Origin of the sequence: Pseudomonas lijiangensis, assembly GCF_018968705.1 — a bacterium.
Taxonomy (GTDB): Bacteria; Pseudomonadota; Gammaproteobacteria; order Pseudomonadales; family Pseudomonadaceae; genus Aquipseudomonas; species Aquipseudomonas lijiangensis.
On sequence record NZ_CP076668.1, the window covers coordinates 2,918,028 to 2,938,076 of the forward strand.

The window sequence follows — 20,049 nt, forward strand, 5'->3', positions numbered from 1 at the left end:
AAAGCCATGATCGGATATGAAGGATGTTCTATGCCTCCTCACCTGCTTGTACCCGTACTCGTCGGGGCAAGTCCCGGCAGTATGCTGCAGCGGGTCTTCATTTCCATCGGGTTGGCACTCTGCTGGCCAGTGAGCACTTTTGCAGCGTCCGCAACACCCGCTATCCCGTACACCGTTCAGACTGCAGATAATATTGAAAATCTGCTCAACCTCGATGAACGTAAAATCATTCAGGAGGGTTTGATCTGGGGCGGAGTTTATACCGGCCGTATCGATGGCAATTTTGACAAGGACACTCGTGACGCCATTGCTTCTCTTCAGCAACAGTACAAACAGCCCGGTACCGGCCTGCTCAGCGAAACGATGGCCCAGCACCTGTATCAGTTAGCCCTGAATGCCAGGACAAGATCTGGCTGGGAGACACTGGCAGACCCCGGTACGGGCGTGATAGTGGCCTACCCCTCCAGACTGCTTGCTACGGCGTTCCAGGACCCGGGCACGCTCTCACTGAGACTGGTTTCCGACGACAGAAAAATTTCGCTACAGATGATCAATGCAAATCGCCTCGCACCCGGCGCTATCGATACCTTATATAAGCAAGTGAATGAAGATGGAGCGTCGACCATCATTCATACCTCCAGGAAAGACAACATGTTCATCACCGCCGGGGAGCGCGGTGCCGTCAAGTTCTACAGCCGCTACGAACAACGCGGGAATGAGATTCGGGGCTATGACCTGATATGGGCGCGTGATAATGATACGGAGATGCAGATCTTCTCCCCCTTGATTTCCAACAGTTTTGAGGCATTTCCCACGCCCGCCGTTACCTATGATGCTTTTCTCAAACCCCACCTGATAAAGCAGCCTTATTACCCCTATCTCATAGCTCTCTCCAGAGAAAAAAGGAAACCATCAGCCAGTGACAACGCTTCAACTGTTGAGCAGCAAGCCCCTGTGAAAGCCACTCCCGATGGTCTGGGTCCACGATTTTCCTATTCCTACGAGGAACTCAGGAATGTCGGCCTGGTAGATTCCTATCGCTTCACGCGCAAGTCTGACTTACTGGTTGGCAACAACGAAATCAATGCGGTGGACGGCATGTTCATGACTCGCCGCCCTCTGCGTTATATAGCCAGGCAATGTGGCATGGATACGCATTACAGTCCCGCGGACTCTGCAGTCATCCTCTGCTACGGAGTTATCGACTACCTTCTTCGTCAGGCCGATGCTCTCAATGCCAATAATGATCCGGCATTCCGGGCTGAATACGTGAAGGCAAGGCTACGTCTTGCTTTGCTGCATGCTACAGGTCATGCACTCATTGACCTGCTGAACCTGCCACCCCCTTCGAATGAAGAAGAGACTGTCGATCAACTGGTCGCAACCCTGATCCTGCTTGATGCGAACAATGAAGAAACACCCGAGCAGCTCACGCGCATGCTGGCGATGAACGCGACCGGGCTCAAAGCCGACCTGTCAGTGCCTGCCCCTTACATTCACGACGAATTATCTAAAAAGCACACTTGGAACGAAGAGCGCTATTCCAACCTGTTGTGCAGGGTCTACGGCAGCAATCCACAGGGTTATGCGTCGATTGTCGATCAGGGGCTGCTTCCAAAGTCCAGAGCAGCAAATTGCACTGAGGATGCTCCCGGGAAATATGCAGCATGGAAAGATTTTCTGTCGCCACACTTCGCACCACGCTTTCAAAAAAACACCGGCGACTCAGTCAGTCGCCAGGAATAAGCCCCAATCAAGGATATAAACGGAGTATGGACACTGCATACGCCAGAACATCAAGCCCTCGTGAAGTAGCAACAGGTTGCATGACGTGGCTTGTAGCTCTGCTCTTGCCCGTCTGCGTCCATGCGAGCGGGCAACTACCGCCAAGTACGATCGAGGATCGTACCCTGCCCAGCGCCTCCGCTTGCCGCACCTTTCTTGAGGCAACCTGGCGGAAAGATCTGAGCAAGGCCGACCCGCAGCCAATCCCCGATAACGACGGATCAAGGCAGACGCTTATCTACTCCGACGGTGTGGTCGCCATCGATGACAGGCACCTGACTTACGAAGTCGAGGAAGGCTGGCAATTCAGACAACCTCTGCTCGATATAAAGCAGATACGGACTTCCTACAGTTATGAACGCCGCAGTTATAGATGTGAGGACGCCCATCTTACTGGCACCAGCATCAGCGGCTATGCGCTCGAAGGTTATGAAACGATGGTAGGTAGGAGCGAATTCATTCGCGAATAAGCGGAGCGCCGCCCGATTCGCTTGTGTCTTTGATCAGGGTAAGGTCAGGAGTATGCACTTGAATTACAAGCAACTGTTGCGAGCGGTGACTAAGTTGTGTGCTTCACCGTTCAGAAAAAACAGCAGCGACAAGGAGCCTTTGACCTTCAAGCAAACACCATCGGGCGTGTGGGAAGCTCTGGATGGATACTATCGGGTAAGTTTTGAGGGCCGACGTGTCGGTCATGTCATTAACCTGCACGTGGATGGCAGACCTGAGGCATGCTTTTTCGTCTGGTCAGAAAGCAATTATGAAACTGACGTTCCGAGCTATATATGGACACTCGGCGCACGACCCGCAGTCGGTGAGACGCGGGTCGGCAAACACACATACACCTCCATATTCCTGGCCATGTCCAAGGCTTTCAATGAGTCAGAGAAAGTGACAGTGATTTATGACCCCGCTATAGAAAATACTGTGCTGGATCGCTGGGGGCCGTGATGACTCCGGAGGAGTCTTGTTGATCATCTATGCTCTCTTATCCCGTTAGACAGGACGTTTATGGCCATACCCTATCTGCCGCTGTTGCTCTGGAACAAGTACTGGAAGCTGAACGGCGAGTTTGTGTCCTGTCAATATTGTCGCCGATCGCAACACCTGGCAGACCATCGCCCTTTCAAACACGCACAGAGCTGCCCCCAGTTCACGCGGCAGGTCCAATCCCCCGGTCGCGAGTTGGGGCAGATCATTGAACAAAAAATCAACGCAGGACTGTTTTAGATCTGTGCCGGATATTCTCAGGGCAACGTCCGGGGGCTTGCACGAATGCCCGGGGCTGACTCCTGCGGTTTATCTGTCCAGGTCAGGAGCTTTGACAAGGTTCCATAGGGCTCGGCAAACCGTTGGCAGGACGCTTCATCGGTCACGTCCGAGACGCTTGCTGACTGAGTTGCACCGATACGCATAGCCTTTAGCCAGTCTTTGGCACGGTGCCTGTCCTGGTCGGTCAACTGGAGCCGGTGTTGAGCCAGTGCGGCACTGGCATTGCGAATAATGGTCTGCGCGTCATCCGGGTTTAAAACGCGGCATATCTGACCGATCAGCACTAACCGCTCGATCCGGACCGTATTCATTGCCACACCCTGCCACTGCTTCCAGGCAAGCAGGCCCGGAACATCGGCGGGCATCGGCTTGCCTGAGGTGAGCACACTCTGGATGTACCTCATTTCAGGATCTGCTGCGTACCAGGCAAACAACTCGGTTTCGTTCTGGGGAAGCCATTTATCCCAGCGCGTAAACACTTGCTCATTTTCGCTACTGTCTCCACCAACAGGTATGCACACAAAAGTGCCCAGTTGCGAAGGACGGCAACTCCAGGGATAGGAGAGTGCTCGCTGACTCACGACACTGCCAATTCGGACAGAGTTCTTGTCTTGGCCGATAAAGCCGAGCAAAAGTTGCGGCGGCCCGGTATAGCCGCTCTGATTCGAGGGCTTGTATTCGCAGACACTCGTGATAGGCGCTAACTTCACGTCAGCAGGTGCGCACGGTGACTCATCCAGTTCAGCCACATCGAACCACTGCCGCATATAGTCGCGCATTTTCGGCGACGCCCATGCCAGATTCTCTGAACCCAGCTCAGCCAGAGCGTCAATGGCATCCATGGGTTGCTCTACAGGCGAGAGAGCCAGAACTGGTGTGAGCGCGCTACTCAACCACAGTGCTGCCACGCATAATATGCGGCGATGAAATACTGCGGATGGGCAGGCAAACATAGTTAATTTCTCGCTAATTTATGATCTTGACGTAACAACACTCTACCCTCGTGTTTTGTTATCACTCAGGCACCGAAATACCAGCTCTTTGATAACCGCGTACATCCTGAACCCACCGCTTTCGCATTTTGAATGATGCCTCGTCGATCGGCTTTAAGGTTGACGGTGCAGTAGTGATTAACACGCTTGTAGTCGTAGGTATAAACCAATATAGGGCGCCCCATATTGACGTCCATGTAGGAGCCGGTCTGCTCCGGCACGTCTTCGTAGTAAACAAGCGTCTCCCATTGATATAGACGCTCTGAATCAACCGGAATCGTGTCGGCAATTATGCTGGGTATTGGCGTGGGCTCATAGACAGGATTACCCATGGTTGAATAAAGAAAGCCCTTGGCTTCTGCGATATCCTTGCCCTTGAGCTTGTCTATCATTTCATGCTCAGGGTTAAAAGAGCTGCATCCGGAGACAGACACAAAAAGCAAAAGCGTCACTGCCATCTTGAACATTATTTCGATCCTGATATTTATATGAAACCGTCTAAGCACGTGTAATGATCGCCAAGCCGAAAAAATTAATCGGCTTGAGGAAAATCATTCATGGAAGCACATGACAAGAGCGAAAGTTAGTCTATTTGCAGAATAATGACCAAGCCTTTAAAGCATATCAATAGCACATATGTACTACTACCAATGTGACTGCCGGGGATACGGTGACTCTCTTTCAGCCAGCCTGACGGGGGATAGATGATAAGGCATACCCACAGGCCATTGCTTACAACGCCTGGAGCAACCTGGGTGCGATCAGCTCTAAAGCTCATCGAAAAGCCGCCGTTACACTGGGTTCAACCCTCACTCACGGAAGTAGTGACATGCAAATAACCAATAATACCCTGCCCATACTGACGCCCGGCGGTACTCGCCCAACGACTCCCCTGCCCGTGTCTCCAACCCCTCCACCACCCTTGACCGATGAACAAAAAGCGGCATCGGAAAAGCTCAGGGATCAGTTGAAAAATCCGACCACCCCTCCGGTTACGGCCACGCCGGAGAAAACCACGCTGATCGATGAAGTGGTTTAATTTGTTGCGGTAATAGGGCTAAAGTTCAAAGGCAATGAGGTTATGCCATAGGCATAACCTCAACTTTATCAGAGATTACTGCATTAAGAGATCAAGGGGCAGGAGAAATGGCAACCTTAAGGCCATCATTCTCTAAATATAAAACAGCTTCACGACCGTTGATTTCAATTGGCATAGGACTCTTGATTCTGCCATCATCTTCAGCTTGTGATATTTTGAAAAGTTTTTTGTCAACTATATTGGCTCGCCATATTGATTCGCCATTTTTAAAATAAAGAATCGGACGAGGTTTGCTCCATACCGGAATGAATATGTTCCAGTCGTGTTCTGGGTCGTTCGGGGAAGCTATAAATTCCGATTTGTCTATGTGCGGATGATAAATTTCCATTTTATTGTAGGAGCTGCTTCGGCTAAAAAACAGAGAGCCCTTTTGATTCTCTGTAGTGTTGGATGCTCCTTGAAATAGAGTGCTACTCTCCGTAGGGGGCAGGCGAGATCCCAGCTTATAAGACATGCTTATAAAATGATTGGGCGCCACTTTGATCCTATAATAAAAAACTCCACTCAGTACACCCGCCAATCTTCTACCTTCGTCATTGCTATCAGGGTCTTCCGTCCCATCGAAGCAGATATCTCTAGCTATAGGGTACAACATTGGTTGAACGATGGGATATTGATCAACGAACTCATACAGCGCACCTTTATAGCAACGCATTTCAGAATTGTATTCTCCATCAAATACAATAACATGTAATTTTCCTGATAGCGTTTCAGTTGCCACAATGTACTGCTGTCTATATTTCTTGCTATACGGAAGCTGCGTCAGGGTCCAGTTCTTCCAGAGTTGGTCACTAATAAAATAACTTTTATCTGCTGGCAAAGCAGTTACAGCTTCACTGTCTTTAACGTTTTCAGATGGAGGGGTTAAAAAATCGATCTGCTGTGAGTAAGTATTTTCCAGGCACTCTATAGATTCACAGGCATCACGAGCGGACTCTAGCCACTCTCGTTGTGCCATCTGTATGAAATAGCTATTCTTCAACGGCCTGAAAGCTACACTCAAATCCTCATCCAGCTTTGATAATGAAGGATTGTCACAGATCTTATGTTCTACGTCTGTCGATGCCTTGCGACAGTCAAAGCTAGCGGAGTGAGCATAAGGAAAAACTGCCATCAATGACAAAAGCATGGCTGTGGTTGCAATGTGATTTTTTCCCATTATTACAGTCCCAAAAAGCGTAAAACTGATAAAAATTAGTAGCACTTTCTGGACGCTGGAGCGTCCGAAACCTGCATTTTCAAGCGCTGCCAATTACTGGATGCGACTTGATCTCCCTGCTCAGCAGCCAAACGATAGCAAGCCATTGCTCTGGGCACGTCTTTAGTGGCTAACTCACCCATTTCGAAAGAGTATCCCAAATAATTAATTGCATTGACGGAACCCATCGTGGCCGCACGTATAAGTTCCTTTTCTGCCAGTGCTGGATGCTGGCATGCGCCATCTGCGCCTGTATTATTACCGTAACAGTAAAAGGTCGATAACCCTAAGGCGCCTTCGGCGAGAGTAGTGGCGGCTGTTTTAAAAAGTGCCTCGACCTTGGAGGTTTCCAATTGTGGCGCCATACCGGACAGGCTCAGACCCGCTGCATCCAGGCTAGCCTGAGGATCGCCCGAAGCTGCAGAGCATAGATAGTTTTCCAAGGCCGCCTCAAAGAACTCCGCAGTGAGCGGATATAGCTGACCCTCCCCCAGATTAAGGAAGGATTTGGCCCGTTGATAACAGAGGCTTTCGATGCGATTCATTGTTGGTGTTTCTGTGACCGAAAGATAGTTATCCCTGATTGACCAATCCTCTATCTTTGCAAGCATCCAGCATGATTCGCGAGTAAAGCTAAAAATCTTTATATTGCTATTACCTGCGCGCTTATCAATGATATTGACGTGACTATTATCCTTCTCTTCAATGGTAACACCTTCCGCTCTATCAAAATATATAGGTGCCATGAGTGGAAGCGTTAAATCTGCATTCGCGACCTCAATGGTGTGAGGCTCAAGTTTTCCCGACGGCGATGTAGATTTCAGCTCTAGAATTTTTATTGTGTTTTTTGCAAGGCGTTGTTGCACCTCTGGAGCGGTTGAAAACACCTTGAGGAATAAGTCAAACTTGTCATTGGGGCACTCATGTGCGTTCGCATTACCATGAAACAAGCTAAGCCCTGAGGCAGTAAAAGCAATTAACGCCAAAAAGCGTTTTTTCTTTAGATTAAGGGCCATCTCATCATACTCTATTACTTTTGTGAGGCGTGATATCTTACCTAAAACACGCCTCTATTTTTTGATTCTTCTCAACAGCCGTCTACGTTACCGCACTGAATCCAGCCACGAATCAACTTCCCCTTGGCAGTCTTATATACAACCGAAATCCATCCGGCCTCAACGGCTTCTTGTGTGACCTTGTCTCCTGCAACAAGATACTTGCGACTCATGTCAGCCAGTACAGGTGAATTGTATAAAGAAGATTTCTTATTAACGACCAAAGTCACAGGTGTACCGGAACTCCACTTTTTGTAAAATTCTGATTGAAGCCTGGAAGTAACCGCATCCTTACTCTTGTACGGAAATAGATAGGCAACTTCTTTATAGTCATCTGCTAAAATATCGCCACCCTCACCAAAGTACTTGGAAAGCTTATCATCCTTGGTGTAACCATTAGAGCTCTTTTTGTAAGCATGAACAGAATAGTACTCTCCCGAGTATTTGAGTCCCGTATCGGACCTGATCTCAACACCATGTATCACAAAAAGCTCTTTTTCACGACCTTGCTCTGCGTTAGCTAAAAAAGCGGCTTTGACTTCACCGGTGTCTGCTAAAAAAGGCAACTGCCCAATCAGGCTTCTGTCACCTGTGTTGCAGTTAAAGAAATTGATATCGATCCCTAACTGCTCACCCCCGCTGGTATCTCTCGCATCCTCATCAATGGGGACGAGATCAAAAGTAATGATTCCGTTTTCAACAGATATTGACCGAAATGCTTTACCTTCAAGCACCTCACAGGAAAATACACTAAATGGATAAAAGATACATAGAGTAACCAAGAATTTTTTGAGTAGGTTCATATGGGTCCCATGGATGCTAATCCGTGATTTTACACTGCCTGATGCGAACACAGTAAACTCAAAACGTATGCTACCAAGAGCAAGGTAAAAAGCATAAATAACGTAAGTAGCATTAACTATCGCCCCCTCACGCCACCACTCTTGCCAAGGAGTAGTCTGAAGGGGGATTTATCCCCCCCCAGTAGCCTGCATACTTTGGCCAGCCACTAAATCACAGAAGAAATACTAATCCATCGTATCAAATAGTTTCCATTTTTCATCTTGTACGAAATTTTAAGAAAGCCATTCTTGTATTCTAAAATCCTGACCTCATCTCCAGAGATTAAATAACCCTTAGTTTTAGACGACTCCGATGGCTCAGAGTATAAAAAAATTTTTTCTGAGCTGACGCTTGTAGTAATCTCGCCGCCCGCGAGCATCAGAGCATCCTTATTGAAAACCTCTGAAATGTGCATGTCTGAAAAATTCAATTTTTCCAGATTTTTAAGATTACTCACTAAGGTTATAGATTTTACTTTCTCAGAAGTATCAAATGATGGAAGACGCATCTCTTTTGTTGCACCCTTCAAATAGATACCATCCTTTGCTGGAGCCAACTCAATTGCGTCCACGCCATTCGGATAGTTCCACAATATCTGATATGCGCCACTTTCTGTTTTTGTAATATCTGGTTGGTTCGTCCCATCTCTGACGCTATCTAGGCTTACAAAATTTTTATTGGAGGACAGTAATATGACCTTGTCACCGCTTCTTGAGTAAAAGCTAAGCACTGCATTATCAGAGCTTTCGGGCGCTTCATATATGCAAGCAAAATCTGCCCCCATATTAAATTGCTGATATAGAACAGCGTCGCGAGGGATCGATTTCTCACATTCCTCTGCTGCTTGCACACTTGAGAAAAAAAATAAAAACGCTGCTAATACAGTAAAACTTTTCATTACCAGTTAGCCTTTAGATTGTTATAAGCATTTGAAATTTTCGTATCATAACCGACTTGATTTTCGCCATTATATTTCTTAGCAATGGTCAGCCAGTTTTTTTGCTTCATCGGTTCAAGCATATTTTTCTCTTTGGTAAGAAATATCTTAAAGTATTGCAAGTGCTGCAATGCGCAGTAGTTCTGCGCCTCTACCAATTCATCTGTGCTTTTATACAAGCGAGCATAATACGCTCCCATAACCTGGAATTTCCCCCAGGAGCATGACTTATTTGCAGCATCACGATCTAGTTCGCGCGCGCGCTGAAGTCGTTCATACTGTGATTGCTCACTACCATAGGAATAACCAGCTTGGTAGGTATGGACAATTTTAGGCTCGCTAGTAGCTAAAGCATTTAATTGCTGATCGGTATATCCTTTATTTTTAAGAAAGCGGTACATATAGTGACGTTCATAAAGTATTGCCGCGTGTTGCTGGCCAGGAACAAATTCTTTGAATGGTACCTTATCTCCTGTTTCTGCAACTGCTATCGCACGAAGCACTTCTTTCTCGACGCCAAGCTGAGTCGCCAATAATTCAAAATGCTCTTTCGTCACATCCCTGACACCTGTTTGACAAGGAGAGTCTACAATGCCTTGATCAAAGCAAAAGCATTTATTATTGGATAGCATATTACCGATCATTGCTACCGGATGAAAATGTTTAACGACACCTGTACCGTCACCTATTTTAGCTGTACCTGTCAGTTCATCCCAAAAAACCAATTTATCTATTCGATCTTTCTCGTGTTTCAGCACAGCAGGATAGGCCTCTAACAAAACGTCTAAACGGGACCATTTAGAAGTATCTGATTTAGATTTCCACTCTGTCGGATGATCCGCAACCAATTTCGACCAACGCCCTCTAAACTCTAAGTTCTTTAAGGCAGTTGGCAGGTCTTCGACTGTTATCTTATTGTCATTATTCCCGTACTTATCCAAATCGTTGTAGATATCTTTGAAAAACGCAGGCAGGTCATTAACATCCAGAAAGCCGTCAGCATTTTGGTTATTTTCTTTGACGATTTTGAAGCCCAACGTTTCCCAGTCATGCTGAGTGATCAGCTTGGCCGACTCTTTCTTCAGCAAACCAGTTTTGCTTTCTCCGCTGTCGACAACAGTGATCTCATACCAATCAACCGTATCTTTGAAAGGTATCGCCTTAGCTAAGTCTACAAAGTGCTCACTTGATAGCTCTATCTCTCCTACCAGCGGCGTTTTTTTATTCAATACCGTTGCGGCAGGCAAGTGTATATATTTTTTACCGTCCTTTATACCCGCTTTATTCTTAAGAAAATCTTCTATTCGAGGATCCGCCGAAAAAACCTCTACATGAATCTGATGCTTTCCTGATATCCCGCCGGTAGGGCCGGAAATGTTTTCATTGAGTCCCAAGTAGCCGATCGGGTCACCAGCTTTAATTGCGGTTTCAACGGATACAACTTCGTCAAAAGTCGACGGAATGAGTTCTTGCCACTGAACAAAACGATTGGGGGATATATCTTCTACACAAGCCCAAAACGAAGTGGGCACAACCATTGTGCTGTTTTTCAATCCGGTGGGCGGACCTGATGTACTAGGTATAAATGTACACTCTGCCATTCGAAGGGTTTGATTACCCAGTTTAAGATTGAGAACTTTAGCACTATCAAATTCAATCGTGCTGTTTGTGCATAAAACTAAACCTTCACTTCCGCTTTGAGTTGCTGCACTGATAGGCAACCCTGCCTGAGCGCCATGAGCAAGAGCGGCTGGAGGCTGGCGGAGAGTAAGTCCGGATCCTGTAACGACTGCTCTCACCTTTCCCTTCCAGTAACCTGGCTTGGTTCGCTCAGGAGGAATTATTTCATTCCAGCTAGGGTCGCCATTAGTTCTAGGATATGCAGCACCATTTTTCTTGTAGGCAAACCAGAACTCTTGCCCCTCGGTACGACCAGTGACTGTACCTTTTAACAGCTTGCCTTTGGCATGAACATGGTCAGGGTGTTCTTCTAAAATTTCTATTTCCGCACCAGCCGAAATACCCCCATACTCCTGACAGTTGGCAGCACCCGCTATATCACTTCGAGCCTTAAAGCCACTTGCAATCATCTTGATTCGTGGCAATTTAACTTCATCAGGTGCAGCAGGATACCGGTCAAATGGCAGTAAATGCATGTAAAGACTATAAAAAATCAGTTCATTACATACTCCAGGCGTCACCTCTGTGTTGACAGGTGACTTGTAGTCATGCCTTACAAGGCAGAAAGAATTTGAATACTTAAGTGTTTCAGTAGCGTTCGCACCTATAAACTCACTTGCCAGATAATCCTTATTAAGACGGTACGCCACAACGACTCCATCTCCAATACAGCGAACAGGCTCATCACGGATGCACTGTGGCGCACTCGCATTACTAATATGAATTCCACCATGCCAAAAATTATGGCTGCCTAAGAGATAGTTGCCAGACGTCTCTGCCTCTAGCGCAGAGAACAACTCATCTGCATCTTTATACGGTGCACCTCCAGCCTTGCGTATCGGAAATTGCCATGGGCTACTAACCTTTACAGTCTCCGCAGGTGCTGGTGCTGGTGCTGGTGCTGGCGCACCACTGTTATCTCCATCTGGATGCGTCAGATTGGAAATATCGAACTCGCGAGGATTGACCGTAGCATGACCCTGAACCAGGTTCGGATGGCCTTTCGTGCCATTGCGAAGCACCTCAAAGTGCAAGTGTGCGCCCGTGCCAATGCCTGTATTCCCGCATGGGCCAACAGACGCCCCTTTAGCCACGGAGCTCCCTATAGCCAGAGGGGAAGCAGATCTCATGTGCGCATACAATGTATGAACAATCTCTGTCCCATTGGCGTGCTCAAGTACTACCAGATTTCCATACCCGGACATGGTGCCTTTATAGACAACCTTTCCTGCGCCCGCGGCTGGGATCGACGTACCACTAGGTGCCGCCCAGTCCTCTCCTCGATGCGGACGGACTTCACCTGTCACTGGATGAGTACGCGTGGGGTTCCACGCGCTCGTGTAAACAAAAGGTGCACCTGGGTTATACAATTCCATGTTATTACTCACTGTACTCATCACAGTAGAAAACAGAACTTCCCCGTTGCTTGGGGTTTGCAATCAAAATAGGTGAAACACCGTCATTTTGATTTAGCTTTATATCTGGAAACTGCGTACGCAATCTTGCTTCAACGGTCGCAGGGCTATCCTTTAAATAGATAGCATGAACACTGAAAGGACCATGATAAGGAATCGCAACTTCACTTACGGCCAAGCCATAAAAAGTATCATTTACACAGTAGAACGCTACTTCATCGATGCGACACGGCTCAAGTTGGCGTTCAGAAAAATACTGGCCGCTGGCTTTTTTTGTCACAGGATCAAGAAAGATATTTTTAATCTGGCAGGCCTCAATGCCGTTAAATTGCTCTTCCAGAGACGTGCTCGCGCAAGCATCTAAAACTGCTAAAGGCGCAAGGAAGAAAAACGCTAAAAATTTATATCGCGCAAGAGGTAACTTGATATTGAACATTGCTTTCCCTTACTCAGAAAACACAAAAAAAGCCTTCGGCTTAACCTTCTCAGGCGGCGCATTCACCAGAGCCTGATCCATCAGACTCCCCGCCTTGTCCTTATCCGCCGCGCCCGGCAGCACGGGCGGTTTGATCGCGATTCCCGTACCTGACCCTGCCGAGCCGCCGGCATTGATCTTCACTACCGGGCCAATCACGGTAATGCCGCCACCATCGAGCTTGATAAAGCTCCCGCCTCCCAGCGCCGTCAGTTCCGTGCCGGCTTCGATGACGATCTTGTCGCCAGCCTTGAGGTGGATTTCCCTGCCGACGCTGGTCAGTTGTGCCGTGCCGAGCTTCACATGCTGGTTTTGTCCGATGGTGAGGTGGTCATCCATCCGGACCTCGACCTTGCGGTCGCTGTGGGTGGTGCGGTGTTCTTCGGCCTTGAGTTCGGTGTAGGTGTTTTTCTCTACAGTGTCGTGGCGTTCGTTGCCGACGCGGATTTTCTGGTCGTGCTCGATGTTTTCATCCCAGTCGCGCTGGGCGTGGATGTAGATCTGTTCGGCACCTTTCTTGTCTTCGATGCGCAGTTCGTTGTAACCGCCACCGCCAGGAGAGCTGAGGGTCTTGAAGACGGTGCGGGTCTTGTTCGCTGGCAGCGTGTAGGGAACCTGGTTTTCCTTGTGGTACAGGCAGCCGTTCACCAGTGGCTGGTCGGGGTCACCTTCGAGGAAGGTGACAAGAACTTCCATGCCGATCCGCGGGATGGAAATAGCGCCATAGCGATCACCTGCCCAGGCAGTGGAGACGCGCAACCAGCAACTGGTCTTGTCGTCGGCCTGGCCTTCCCGGTCCCAGTGGAACTGCACTTTGATCCGGCCGTACTGGTCGCAGTGGATCTCTTCACCTTTTGGCCCTGTGACGGTGGCGGTCTGGGTACCGAGCACACGGGGTTTGGTGTGCTCCAGCGCCGGACGGTAGAACACGGCCCACGGGGTCGCGAGGAAGCGGTTGCGGTAGCCCTGATGGAAATCGTCCTTGTTGTCAGTGGTGTCGCTGGTTACCGACTCTTCCAGCACTTGCGGCTGTTTGCCTTCATGAAAGATTTCGGTCAGCAGCCACAGGTCGTTCCACTCGGTACGAGGGTGGTCGGAGAGTTCCAGGAAGTGCCCGCTGGTGAGGGTCGTCTGGTCGCCCCAGCCCTCGACCTGCTGGTAGTCGGCACGATGACGCTCCAGCGCCCGCTGGCTGAGGAATTTACCCCGGGCACGATCCAGGAAGCTGCCCGGATAGTCGTAGTCTTCCAGGTCTGGTTCAGTGCTTTCGCCAGCGGGTTTCCAGGCGGCTTCGAGTTGCATGTTGGGCTTCTCGAAGTCGTAATCACGGCGGGTGACGCGGCTGGTGCGGGTTTCCAGGCGCAGTTTGAAGCCCTTGATCACCGGTTCGTCGGCAACCAGGCCACTGCCTTGTACATACGCTGTGGGCTGGCCGAGCTTGGGGAATACGGTCTGGTCGTCGCCAAATACCAGCAGATGAAGTTTTTCGCTGTGCTGGAAGTGATAGTGAATCCCCTCCTCCTCACACAGGCGCTGGATAAAGTGCAGGTCGGTTTCGTCGTACTGCACGCAATACTCGCGCTTGGGGCACGGCTGGCTGAGCTGGAAGCTGTAGGCGTTACCCTTGATGCCGTGCTCTTCGAGGATCAGTGCAATGATCTCGGGCGCCGACAGTTGCTGGTAGATGCGCTGGTTGGTCCTGTGGTGCAGGTACTGCAACTGCGGCACCAGAGACAGGGTGTAACGGGTCAGACGCTTGCCGGCGTCGCCTTGGGCGATACGGTATATCTGGCCATGAATGCCGCTGCCCTGCGGGTCGAACGCCAGGAACGCCTGCTTGTGCAGGAGCTTTTCCAGGTCCAGATCAGGGTTTTCGCTGACAAGTTCCACGTCGAAACGAAAGGCCTGGCTGATGCCTTCTGTACCCGTAAAAGCCAGCACCTGCAGATCGCCCTCGTAATCTTCGATGGTCAGGCTGAAGTGCGTTTCGTTGGAAGGGTTGAACATTGTTTGCTCCCTGTTCGGTAGTCATCCGTTACGCCAAGGCATCAGACGCTGCTGCCAGGACGAAGTGACGGTGAAAGCGTCACGCAATTGTTTGGCGGTGATCCTGCGATCCCCGGCATCGAAAGCCAGTGCTGCGCGCAGGGCTGGCCAGCAGTGTTTCGGCAAGTTCTTCGGCGCTTGCAGTTCACGATCGAGGCGTTCGTCACGGGCCTGAGTCGAGGGCAAACGGCGAAACGGGTGTTTGCCTCCCGCCAGCTCGAAGATCACACAGGCCACGCCATAAACATCGGCACCTGCCGACAATGGTTTGCCTTCGAGCAGTTCCGGGGCGGCATAGCCCGGTGTCCAGGCATGGAATCGCTCGCGGCTCAGGTGCGGCAGACCGGGCAGGATACCCTCCTCTGCCTGGCCAAGGCCAAAGTCGAACAGGCGCACGCCGTCTTCGGTGACCATGACGTTGCTCGGCTTCATGTCACCATGCAGCACGCCATGGGCATGGGAATAGGCCAAGGCATCGAGCAGCGGCAGTGTGATGTCACGCAGTTCTTTCCACGGCAGCCCCAGGGGCCGCTCGCAGAGCAATTTGTCCAGGGTCAGCCCACGCATGAGTTCCATGGTGATGAAGGCCCGCTGGCAGTCAGTGTCCACTTCAAAGTTATGCAGGCGCAGGACGTTGTCGTGGCGCAGGCGTCGGGTCAGGGCAAACTCGCTGTAAAGCAAGGCGCTGGCATCCGGCGACTCGGCAAACTCTTCGCTGAGGACTTTCAGCGCGATATAAGGATCGGGATCGCCGAACTGCTCGCTCAGCAAGTCCCGGGCACGATAGACCAGGCCCATGCCACCGGCACCGAGCAAACGCTCGATACGGTAACGACCTGCCAGCAGATCGGGCATCTCCGAGATACTGGCCCGGGTCGGCGCCGGCGCAGCTTCTGCCTTGTGCGACTGGGCGAAGGCAAAATAGGTCAGATTGCTGTCCTGTTCCTCGCTCACCAGCAAGTCGTCGATCGGTCCCATGAGTTCAGTCATTGGCGGATTACCACGGCCGTCAGGTTGTCCCGTGCCGAACCACGCAGGGCACCATCGAACAGGCGCTCCAGCGCAATCTGCGGCGCAGTCAGGCTCAAGGCATTGCCGAGTGCATCGCTGCTGAGCCCTTGATACAAGCCGTCGCTGCAGAGCAGGAAGGTGTCGCCGGGATACACTTCCAGCTCCAGTACATCCAGGGTCAGTTGCTCTGCAGCACCGACTGCACGAGTCAGGGCATGGGCGCCAGGATAGGCCCGGGCCTGCTCAGCGCTCATTTTCTGCTCGTCGATCAGTTGCTGCTGCAGCGAATGGTCCCTGGACAACTGATACAGACGCTGACCGCGCCACAGATAACAGCGGCTATCGCCGGCCCAGATGCAGGCCGCACGATTGCCCTCCACCAGCAGCGCCACAACGGTGCTGCCCATGATGCTGTCGTGGCGTCCGGCGGTGACAGTCAACTCTTGCCCCAAACGACGGTTGAGCCAGTGCAGGCACTGGCGTATGTCCTTGAGTCGTTCGTCGAAATCATTCTGTACCGGCAATTCCGCCAGGCTGGCGACGATCAACTGACTGGCGATATCGCCCCCCTGATGACCGCCCATCCCGTCTGCGACCACCCACAGCCCATGCTGTGGGGAGTCCAGAAAAGCATCTTCGTTGCGCGCCCGAACCTTGCCGGCATCGGTGCGCGCAGCGCTGCGCCATGGGCTGGCTACCAGCATCAGAGCTGCACCGGCATGCGGAAGGTACGCAGCACGCCCATGTCGAACGGGTTCGGCGTGCGCTGGCTGGTCAGCAGGTAGTTGGCGCGCAGGCCACCCACGTCGGCCTTGAGCACCAGCACGTCACGCCCTGTCAGGTATTCGGTCTGCATCAGGTCGAACAGACGGAACAGCGACCATGGTCCCGTGTTCTTCTCGATACCCAGCGGGCGACCGACCATTCTGTCGAGTACCAGGCTGGTGCGGCCGTCTTCGGCATCGGTCGGCCACTTGAACGACACCGGCACGATCGGACCATGGCGATATTCGATGGTCTTGTCGCCCAGCTTGAACTCGGAACGGCTGACTGCCGGGTCCAGGGTGTAAGGCTCCAGCTTGAACTGCACTTGCGGCTCGGCCGGGTTATCGGCGAAGAAGCTCTGGCGGATAACCAGCGCAGACGCCATCTGGTCGAGGTAGACCTTGGAAACCGGCAGGCTGTAACCGTCGACAGTGCGCATGCGGTAGTTACCCGGATCGCCACTGACGAATGGACGCATGTAGCTGTCGAAGAAGCGATCCGCAATACCCTGAGCCTTGAAGAACTCACGGAAGTCGCTGATTGCCACGTCGCTGGCGCTGTGTGCGTTGAACGGATAACGCTGATTGATCGCCTTGCCGTAGAAGCTGTACAGCTCGTTCTGATAACGCTGGTTCAGGTACTGATAGGAATCACGCAGCACCAGGCGCCAGGTGTCTTCAGCCAGGACGTTGAACCACACGCCCACCGGACGCGGCAGACGGCTGGATACAGTGCGCAGGTTGCTCAGCGCATCACGCTGGCCACCCATGCGGTTCTTGGCCAGTTCGAACGCAGCCTGATCCGGCGAGCTGGAGCGCGCCAGGCTGGCCATCTGCATTTGCAGTTCGTTGAGGGCTGCCAGGGCTGGCGTCAGGTCAGCGGTCGGGCCGTTGTTGTCGTCCAGCAAACGGTGCAGCGGTTCGAAGCGGCTTTGCAGGGATTTACGCGCAGTATCCGGCAGCTTTTTCGCCAGAGCATCAGACGCATTGCCAGCAGCAGCGGCTGCCACCTTGCCGAGTTTCCCGCCCTTGTCGGCCAGTTGCGCGGCAGCTGCAGCGGCTTCCTCTGCCGTTTCCGCGACCACCGGGAAGCGGGTGTTTTCACGCACTTCGACCAGCATCTGGATGACCGGTGAGTTGGCTGACGTCAGGCCTGCCAGTTGCTCGGCACCCTCGCCAAAGTCGTTGATGGCCGGCAGTTGCACCTGGCCTACCGCTTCGCCCCAATAGTTGGCGTAGTCACGGAAATACAGTTGCTCCAGCTCAACCATCAGGCGACGCAAGTCCATGCTGCTAAGGCCAGAGCCTTCGCCCAGTACCCAGTTGTCACGCAGGATATCGCTGACCAGCATCGAGCCCTGCACCGAGAAGTACTGCTGGTAACCCTGTTGGGTGTAGAAGCCCGGAATCACATAGTCGGTGCCGACAAACAGCGAGCCTTGCGGGCCCAGGTGTTGATCCAGACGGTATTCCGGCAAGTTGCGAGCCTGCTCGCGCAGCATCCGGTAGACCACGTTGGCCAGGGACTCGCTGCGCAGAATCTGACGCGCCTGAGCCACCAGTTGCTCGTCCAGCGGATAAACGAACGGCTGCTTGAGCAAGCGCTCGAAGTGGCTGTTCAAGCCGTTCTGTACGGCAGTGTTGCCGCTGTAACGCTGGGACCATTCTGTCGCGACCCAGTCCTTGAGCCATTGCTCGTCGCGACGGTCCTTCATGTTCAGCATCAGGTACGCACGCAGGCTGTTGAGCAGGCGATCGCGGTCCTTGGTGTTGGCACGCACCTGCCCTTCCAGCAGGGTTGCGACCCGTGGCAACAGTTGCTGTTCAAGCTGACGATCGTAAGCGTCCTTGACGACCGGGTTGACGGCTTCGCCCTGATACAGACCGCCGCGCTCGTGGTAACTCACGTCGCCTTTTGCAGGGAACACCTGGGTAGCGGCGTAGCTGGTGTCCAGGGTCTTGAGTGCCGCCATGGCGTCATCGCGGGTGCTCAGCGCCGAACGTTGCTGGGTCCAGGTCTGAGCCAGGTTGCGCAGGTTTTCCAGACGCTCATAGTTGGCAGAGAAACCGCTGGCCCAAAGCAGGCCGAACAGCGCAAGTGCTGCCAGCGCGCCTACGTACAGCGCACGCTGGCCCCAATGGATGCGGCTGCGCTCGCGTTTGTCCAGACCCGCAAGATCGGCCTCGGGAAAAATCACCCGGCTGAGCAAGTGGTGAATGAAGCGCGAACGGCCACTGCGCAGGGTTGGCAAGATGCCAGCGTTCAGACCCAGGTTGGCGCCGATACCCGCAGTGGTGGCGTCCATTTCCGCAGTCAGGTGCGGCGCGCTGGTCAGGTAGAAACCGCGCAACTGGCTGGCACGCTGGTAGCGGTTGCCAGTGAATGCCATGTCGACGAACAGGCACAGACGCTCGCCGATCTGACCCAGTTGATGCGGGAAGTCGAGGATACGGCCACGACGCTGGGTGTCACGCTCCTGGTGCATGCGCATGATCACCTGGCTATTGAGGCGACGCAGCAGTTCTTCGAACTCGTTGCGCAGCACAGCCACATCGGTGCCGACTTGCTCTTTGCGGAAGCTGGTACCCAGCACCTGATCGCTTTCTTCGCGAGTCAGTTGATCGAAGAACTCATCGAAGCCCAGCAGGCTGTCAGCCTTGCTCAGCACCAGATAAACCGGCACGTCCACGTGCAGTTTCTGATGCACGTCCTGCAGGCGTCCACGCACCTGACGGGCCAGGGTTTCGAGTTGCTGTTCGCTGCCCTGCAGCAGGGTTTCCACCGGAATGGTCACCAGCACGCCGTTCAACGGACGATTGCGACGACGCTTGCGCAGCAGGTCAAGCAAAGTGCTCCAGGCACTGCCATCGACTTCGGCATCCGGCTGGGTCAGGTAGCGGCCAGCGGTGTCGATCAGCACGCCATGATCAGCGAAGTACCAGTCGCAGTGGCGGGTGCCCAGGGTGTCGCGGGTCAGCTTGCGCTCGATCTTGTTGATCGGGAACTCAAGACCCGAGAAGTCCAGCAGGCTGGTCTTGCCACTGCCCTGCGGTCCGATCAGCAAGTACCAGGGCAAGTCACTGCGCCAGCGCTCGCTACGGCCACGATACAGGCTCGACGTCTTCAGGGTCTTGAGCGCATCCTTGAAACGCGCTTTCAACTCCTTCTGTTCTTCGTCGATCTGCTCTTCGCGGCGGAGACGATCCTGGCCGTCTTCGCTCTCTTCCATCGCTTTCTTGCGAACACCGGCGCGCCAGCTGACGAAGACCATGGTCAGGCCCCAGATCAGGAACAGCACGCTGATGGTCAGCAGGCGGGAGGTCGAGCCTTCCCAGAACTTGTAGTCATTGACCGCCAGCAGCGGCCCCACGAACCACACCAGCAACGCGACAAACAGTACCAGCAGCAGCGTCCAGACCCATGTCTTGCGCAGGAATGCGCCGACTTTCTTGAAAAAATTCTTCATCACGCGTCCC

General features: G+C 52.2%; 16 protein-coding genes. 4 read left to right on the forward strand and 12 right to left on the reverse strand.

Annotated elements, in window-relative coordinates; translation table 11 throughout:
• Window positions 1–30: 30 nt before the first annotated feature.
• The 3 genes from KQP88_RS12300 (at window position 31) to KQP88_RS12310 (ending at window position 2,736) form a co-directional block, all read left to right on the forward strand.
• Window positions 31–1,746 carry a DUF4344 domain-containing metallopeptidase gene (locus KQP88_RS12300; RefSeq protein ID WP_216705850.1) on the forward strand — a complete coding sequence of 572 codons (1,716 nt, stop codon included), beginning with the start codon at window positions 31–33 and terminating at the stop codon, window positions 1,744–1,746.
• An 80-nt stretch (window positions 1,747–1,826) separates the two neighbouring features.
• Window positions 1,827–2,255 (forward strand): hypothetical protein, encoded by a 429-nt coding sequence (locus KQP88_RS12305; protein WP_216705851.1) that lies wholly within the window; start codon window positions 1,827–1,829, stop codon window positions 2,253–2,255.
• A 58-nt stretch (window positions 2,256–2,313) separates the two neighbouring features.
• Complete coding sequence (locus KQP88_RS12310; protein WP_216705852.1) at window positions 2,314–2,736, forward strand: hypothetical protein; 423 nt, start codon at window positions 2,314–2,316, stop codon at window positions 2,734–2,736.
• A 296-nt stretch (window positions 2,737–3,032) separates the two neighbouring features.
• On the opposite strand, the gene KQP88_RS12315 is transcribed toward KQP88_RS12310, so the two are convergent.
• The gene (locus KQP88_RS12315; RefSeq protein ID WP_216705853.1) at window positions 3,033–3,899 is read right to left on the reverse strand and encodes a hypothetical protein; all 867 of its coding nucleotides are present in this window, start codon (window positions 3,897–3,899) and stop codon (window positions 3,033–3,035) included.
• Between the two features lie 176 nt (window positions 3,900–4,075).
• Window positions 4,076–4,516, reverse strand: a complete 441-nt coding sequence (locus tag KQP88_RS12320) for a hypothetical protein (RefSeq protein ID WP_216705854.1) — start codon at window positions 4,514–4,516, stop codon at window positions 4,076–4,078.
• A 362-nt stretch (window positions 4,517–4,878) separates the two neighbouring features.
• Between KQP88_RS12320 and KQP88_RS12325 the strand changes: the two genes are divergently transcribed.
• On the forward strand, window positions 4,879–5,088 hold the full coding sequence (locus KQP88_RS12325) for a hypothetical protein (protein WP_216705855.1): 210 nt from the start codon (window positions 4,879–4,881) through the stop codon (window positions 5,086–5,088).
• 91 nt (window positions 5,089–5,179) lie between these two features.
• Here KQP88_RS12325 and KQP88_RS12330 read toward each other — a convergent pair whose 3' ends face one another.
• The 10 genes from KQP88_RS12330 to tssM all read right to left on the reverse strand — a co-directional run bounded on the left by KQP88_RS12330 (window position 5,180) and on the right by tssM (window position 20,039).
• A complete protein-coding gene (locus KQP88_RS12330) occupies window positions 5,180–6,307 on the reverse strand; it encodes a lysozyme inhibitor LprI family protein (protein WP_216705856.1) in 1,128 nt (375 codons plus the stop codon).
• A 35-nt stretch (window positions 6,308–6,342) separates the two neighbouring features.
• Window positions 6,343–7,362 (reverse strand): tetratricopeptide repeat protein, encoded by a 1,020-nt coding sequence (locus KQP88_RS12335; protein ID WP_216705857.1) that lies wholly within the window; start codon window positions 7,360–7,362, stop codon window positions 6,343–6,345.
• Between the two features lie 71 nt (window positions 7,363–7,433).
• Window positions 7,434–8,204: a hypothetical protein gene (locus KQP88_RS12340; RefSeq protein ID WP_200992239.1), complete on the reverse strand. Its 771-nt coding sequence runs from the start codon at window positions 8,202–8,204 to the stop codon at window positions 7,434–7,436.
• 206 nt (window positions 8,205–8,410) lie between these two features.
• On the reverse strand, window positions 8,411–9,142 hold the full coding sequence (locus tag KQP88_RS12345) for an SH3 domain-containing protein (protein ID WP_200992238.1): 732 nt from the start codon (window positions 9,140–9,142) through the stop codon (window positions 8,411–8,413).
• Window positions 9,142–12,258, reverse strand: a complete 3,117-nt coding sequence (locus KQP88_RS12350) for an N-acetylmuramidase domain-containing protein (RefSeq protein ID WP_322973083.1) — start codon at window positions 12,256–12,258, stop codon at window positions 9,142–9,144. The genes KQP88_RS12345 and KQP88_RS12350 overlap by 1 nt, the downstream gene beginning before the upstream one ends.
• Window positions 12,242–12,712 (reverse strand): hypothetical protein, encoded by a 471-nt coding sequence (locus KQP88_RS12355; protein WP_200992236.1) that lies wholly within the window; start codon window positions 12,710–12,712, stop codon window positions 12,242–12,244. The genes KQP88_RS12350 and KQP88_RS12355 overlap by 17 nt, the downstream gene beginning before the upstream one ends.
• A 9-nt stretch (window positions 12,713–12,721) precedes the next feature.
• Window positions 12,722–14,758, reverse strand: coding sequence for a type VI secretion system Vgr family protein (gene tssI / locus KQP88_RS12360; protein WP_216705859.1), 2,037 nt, complete (start codon window positions 14,756–14,758; stop codon window positions 12,722–12,724).
• Window positions 14,759–14,779: 21 nt separating this feature from the next.
• Complete coding sequence (locus KQP88_RS12365; RefSeq protein ID WP_216705860.1) at window positions 14,780–15,787, reverse strand: serine/threonine-protein kinase; 1,008 nt, start codon at window positions 15,785–15,787, stop codon at window positions 14,780–14,782.
• Complete coding sequence (locus KQP88_RS12370) at window positions 15,784–16,512, reverse strand: PP2C family protein-serine/threonine phosphatase (RefSeq protein WP_216705861.1); 729 nt, start codon at window positions 16,510–16,512, stop codon at window positions 15,784–15,786. Before KQP88_RS12370 ends, KQP88_RS12365 begins: the two co-directional genes overlap by 4 nt.
• A complete protein-coding gene (gene tssM / locus KQP88_RS12375) occupies window positions 16,512–20,039 on the reverse strand; it encodes a type VI secretion system membrane subunit TssM (RefSeq protein WP_216705862.1) in 3,528 nt (1,175 codons plus the stop codon). The genes KQP88_RS12370 and tssM overlap by 1 nt, the downstream gene beginning before the upstream one ends.
• Between the last annotated feature and the right edge of the window lie 10 nt (window positions 20,040–20,049).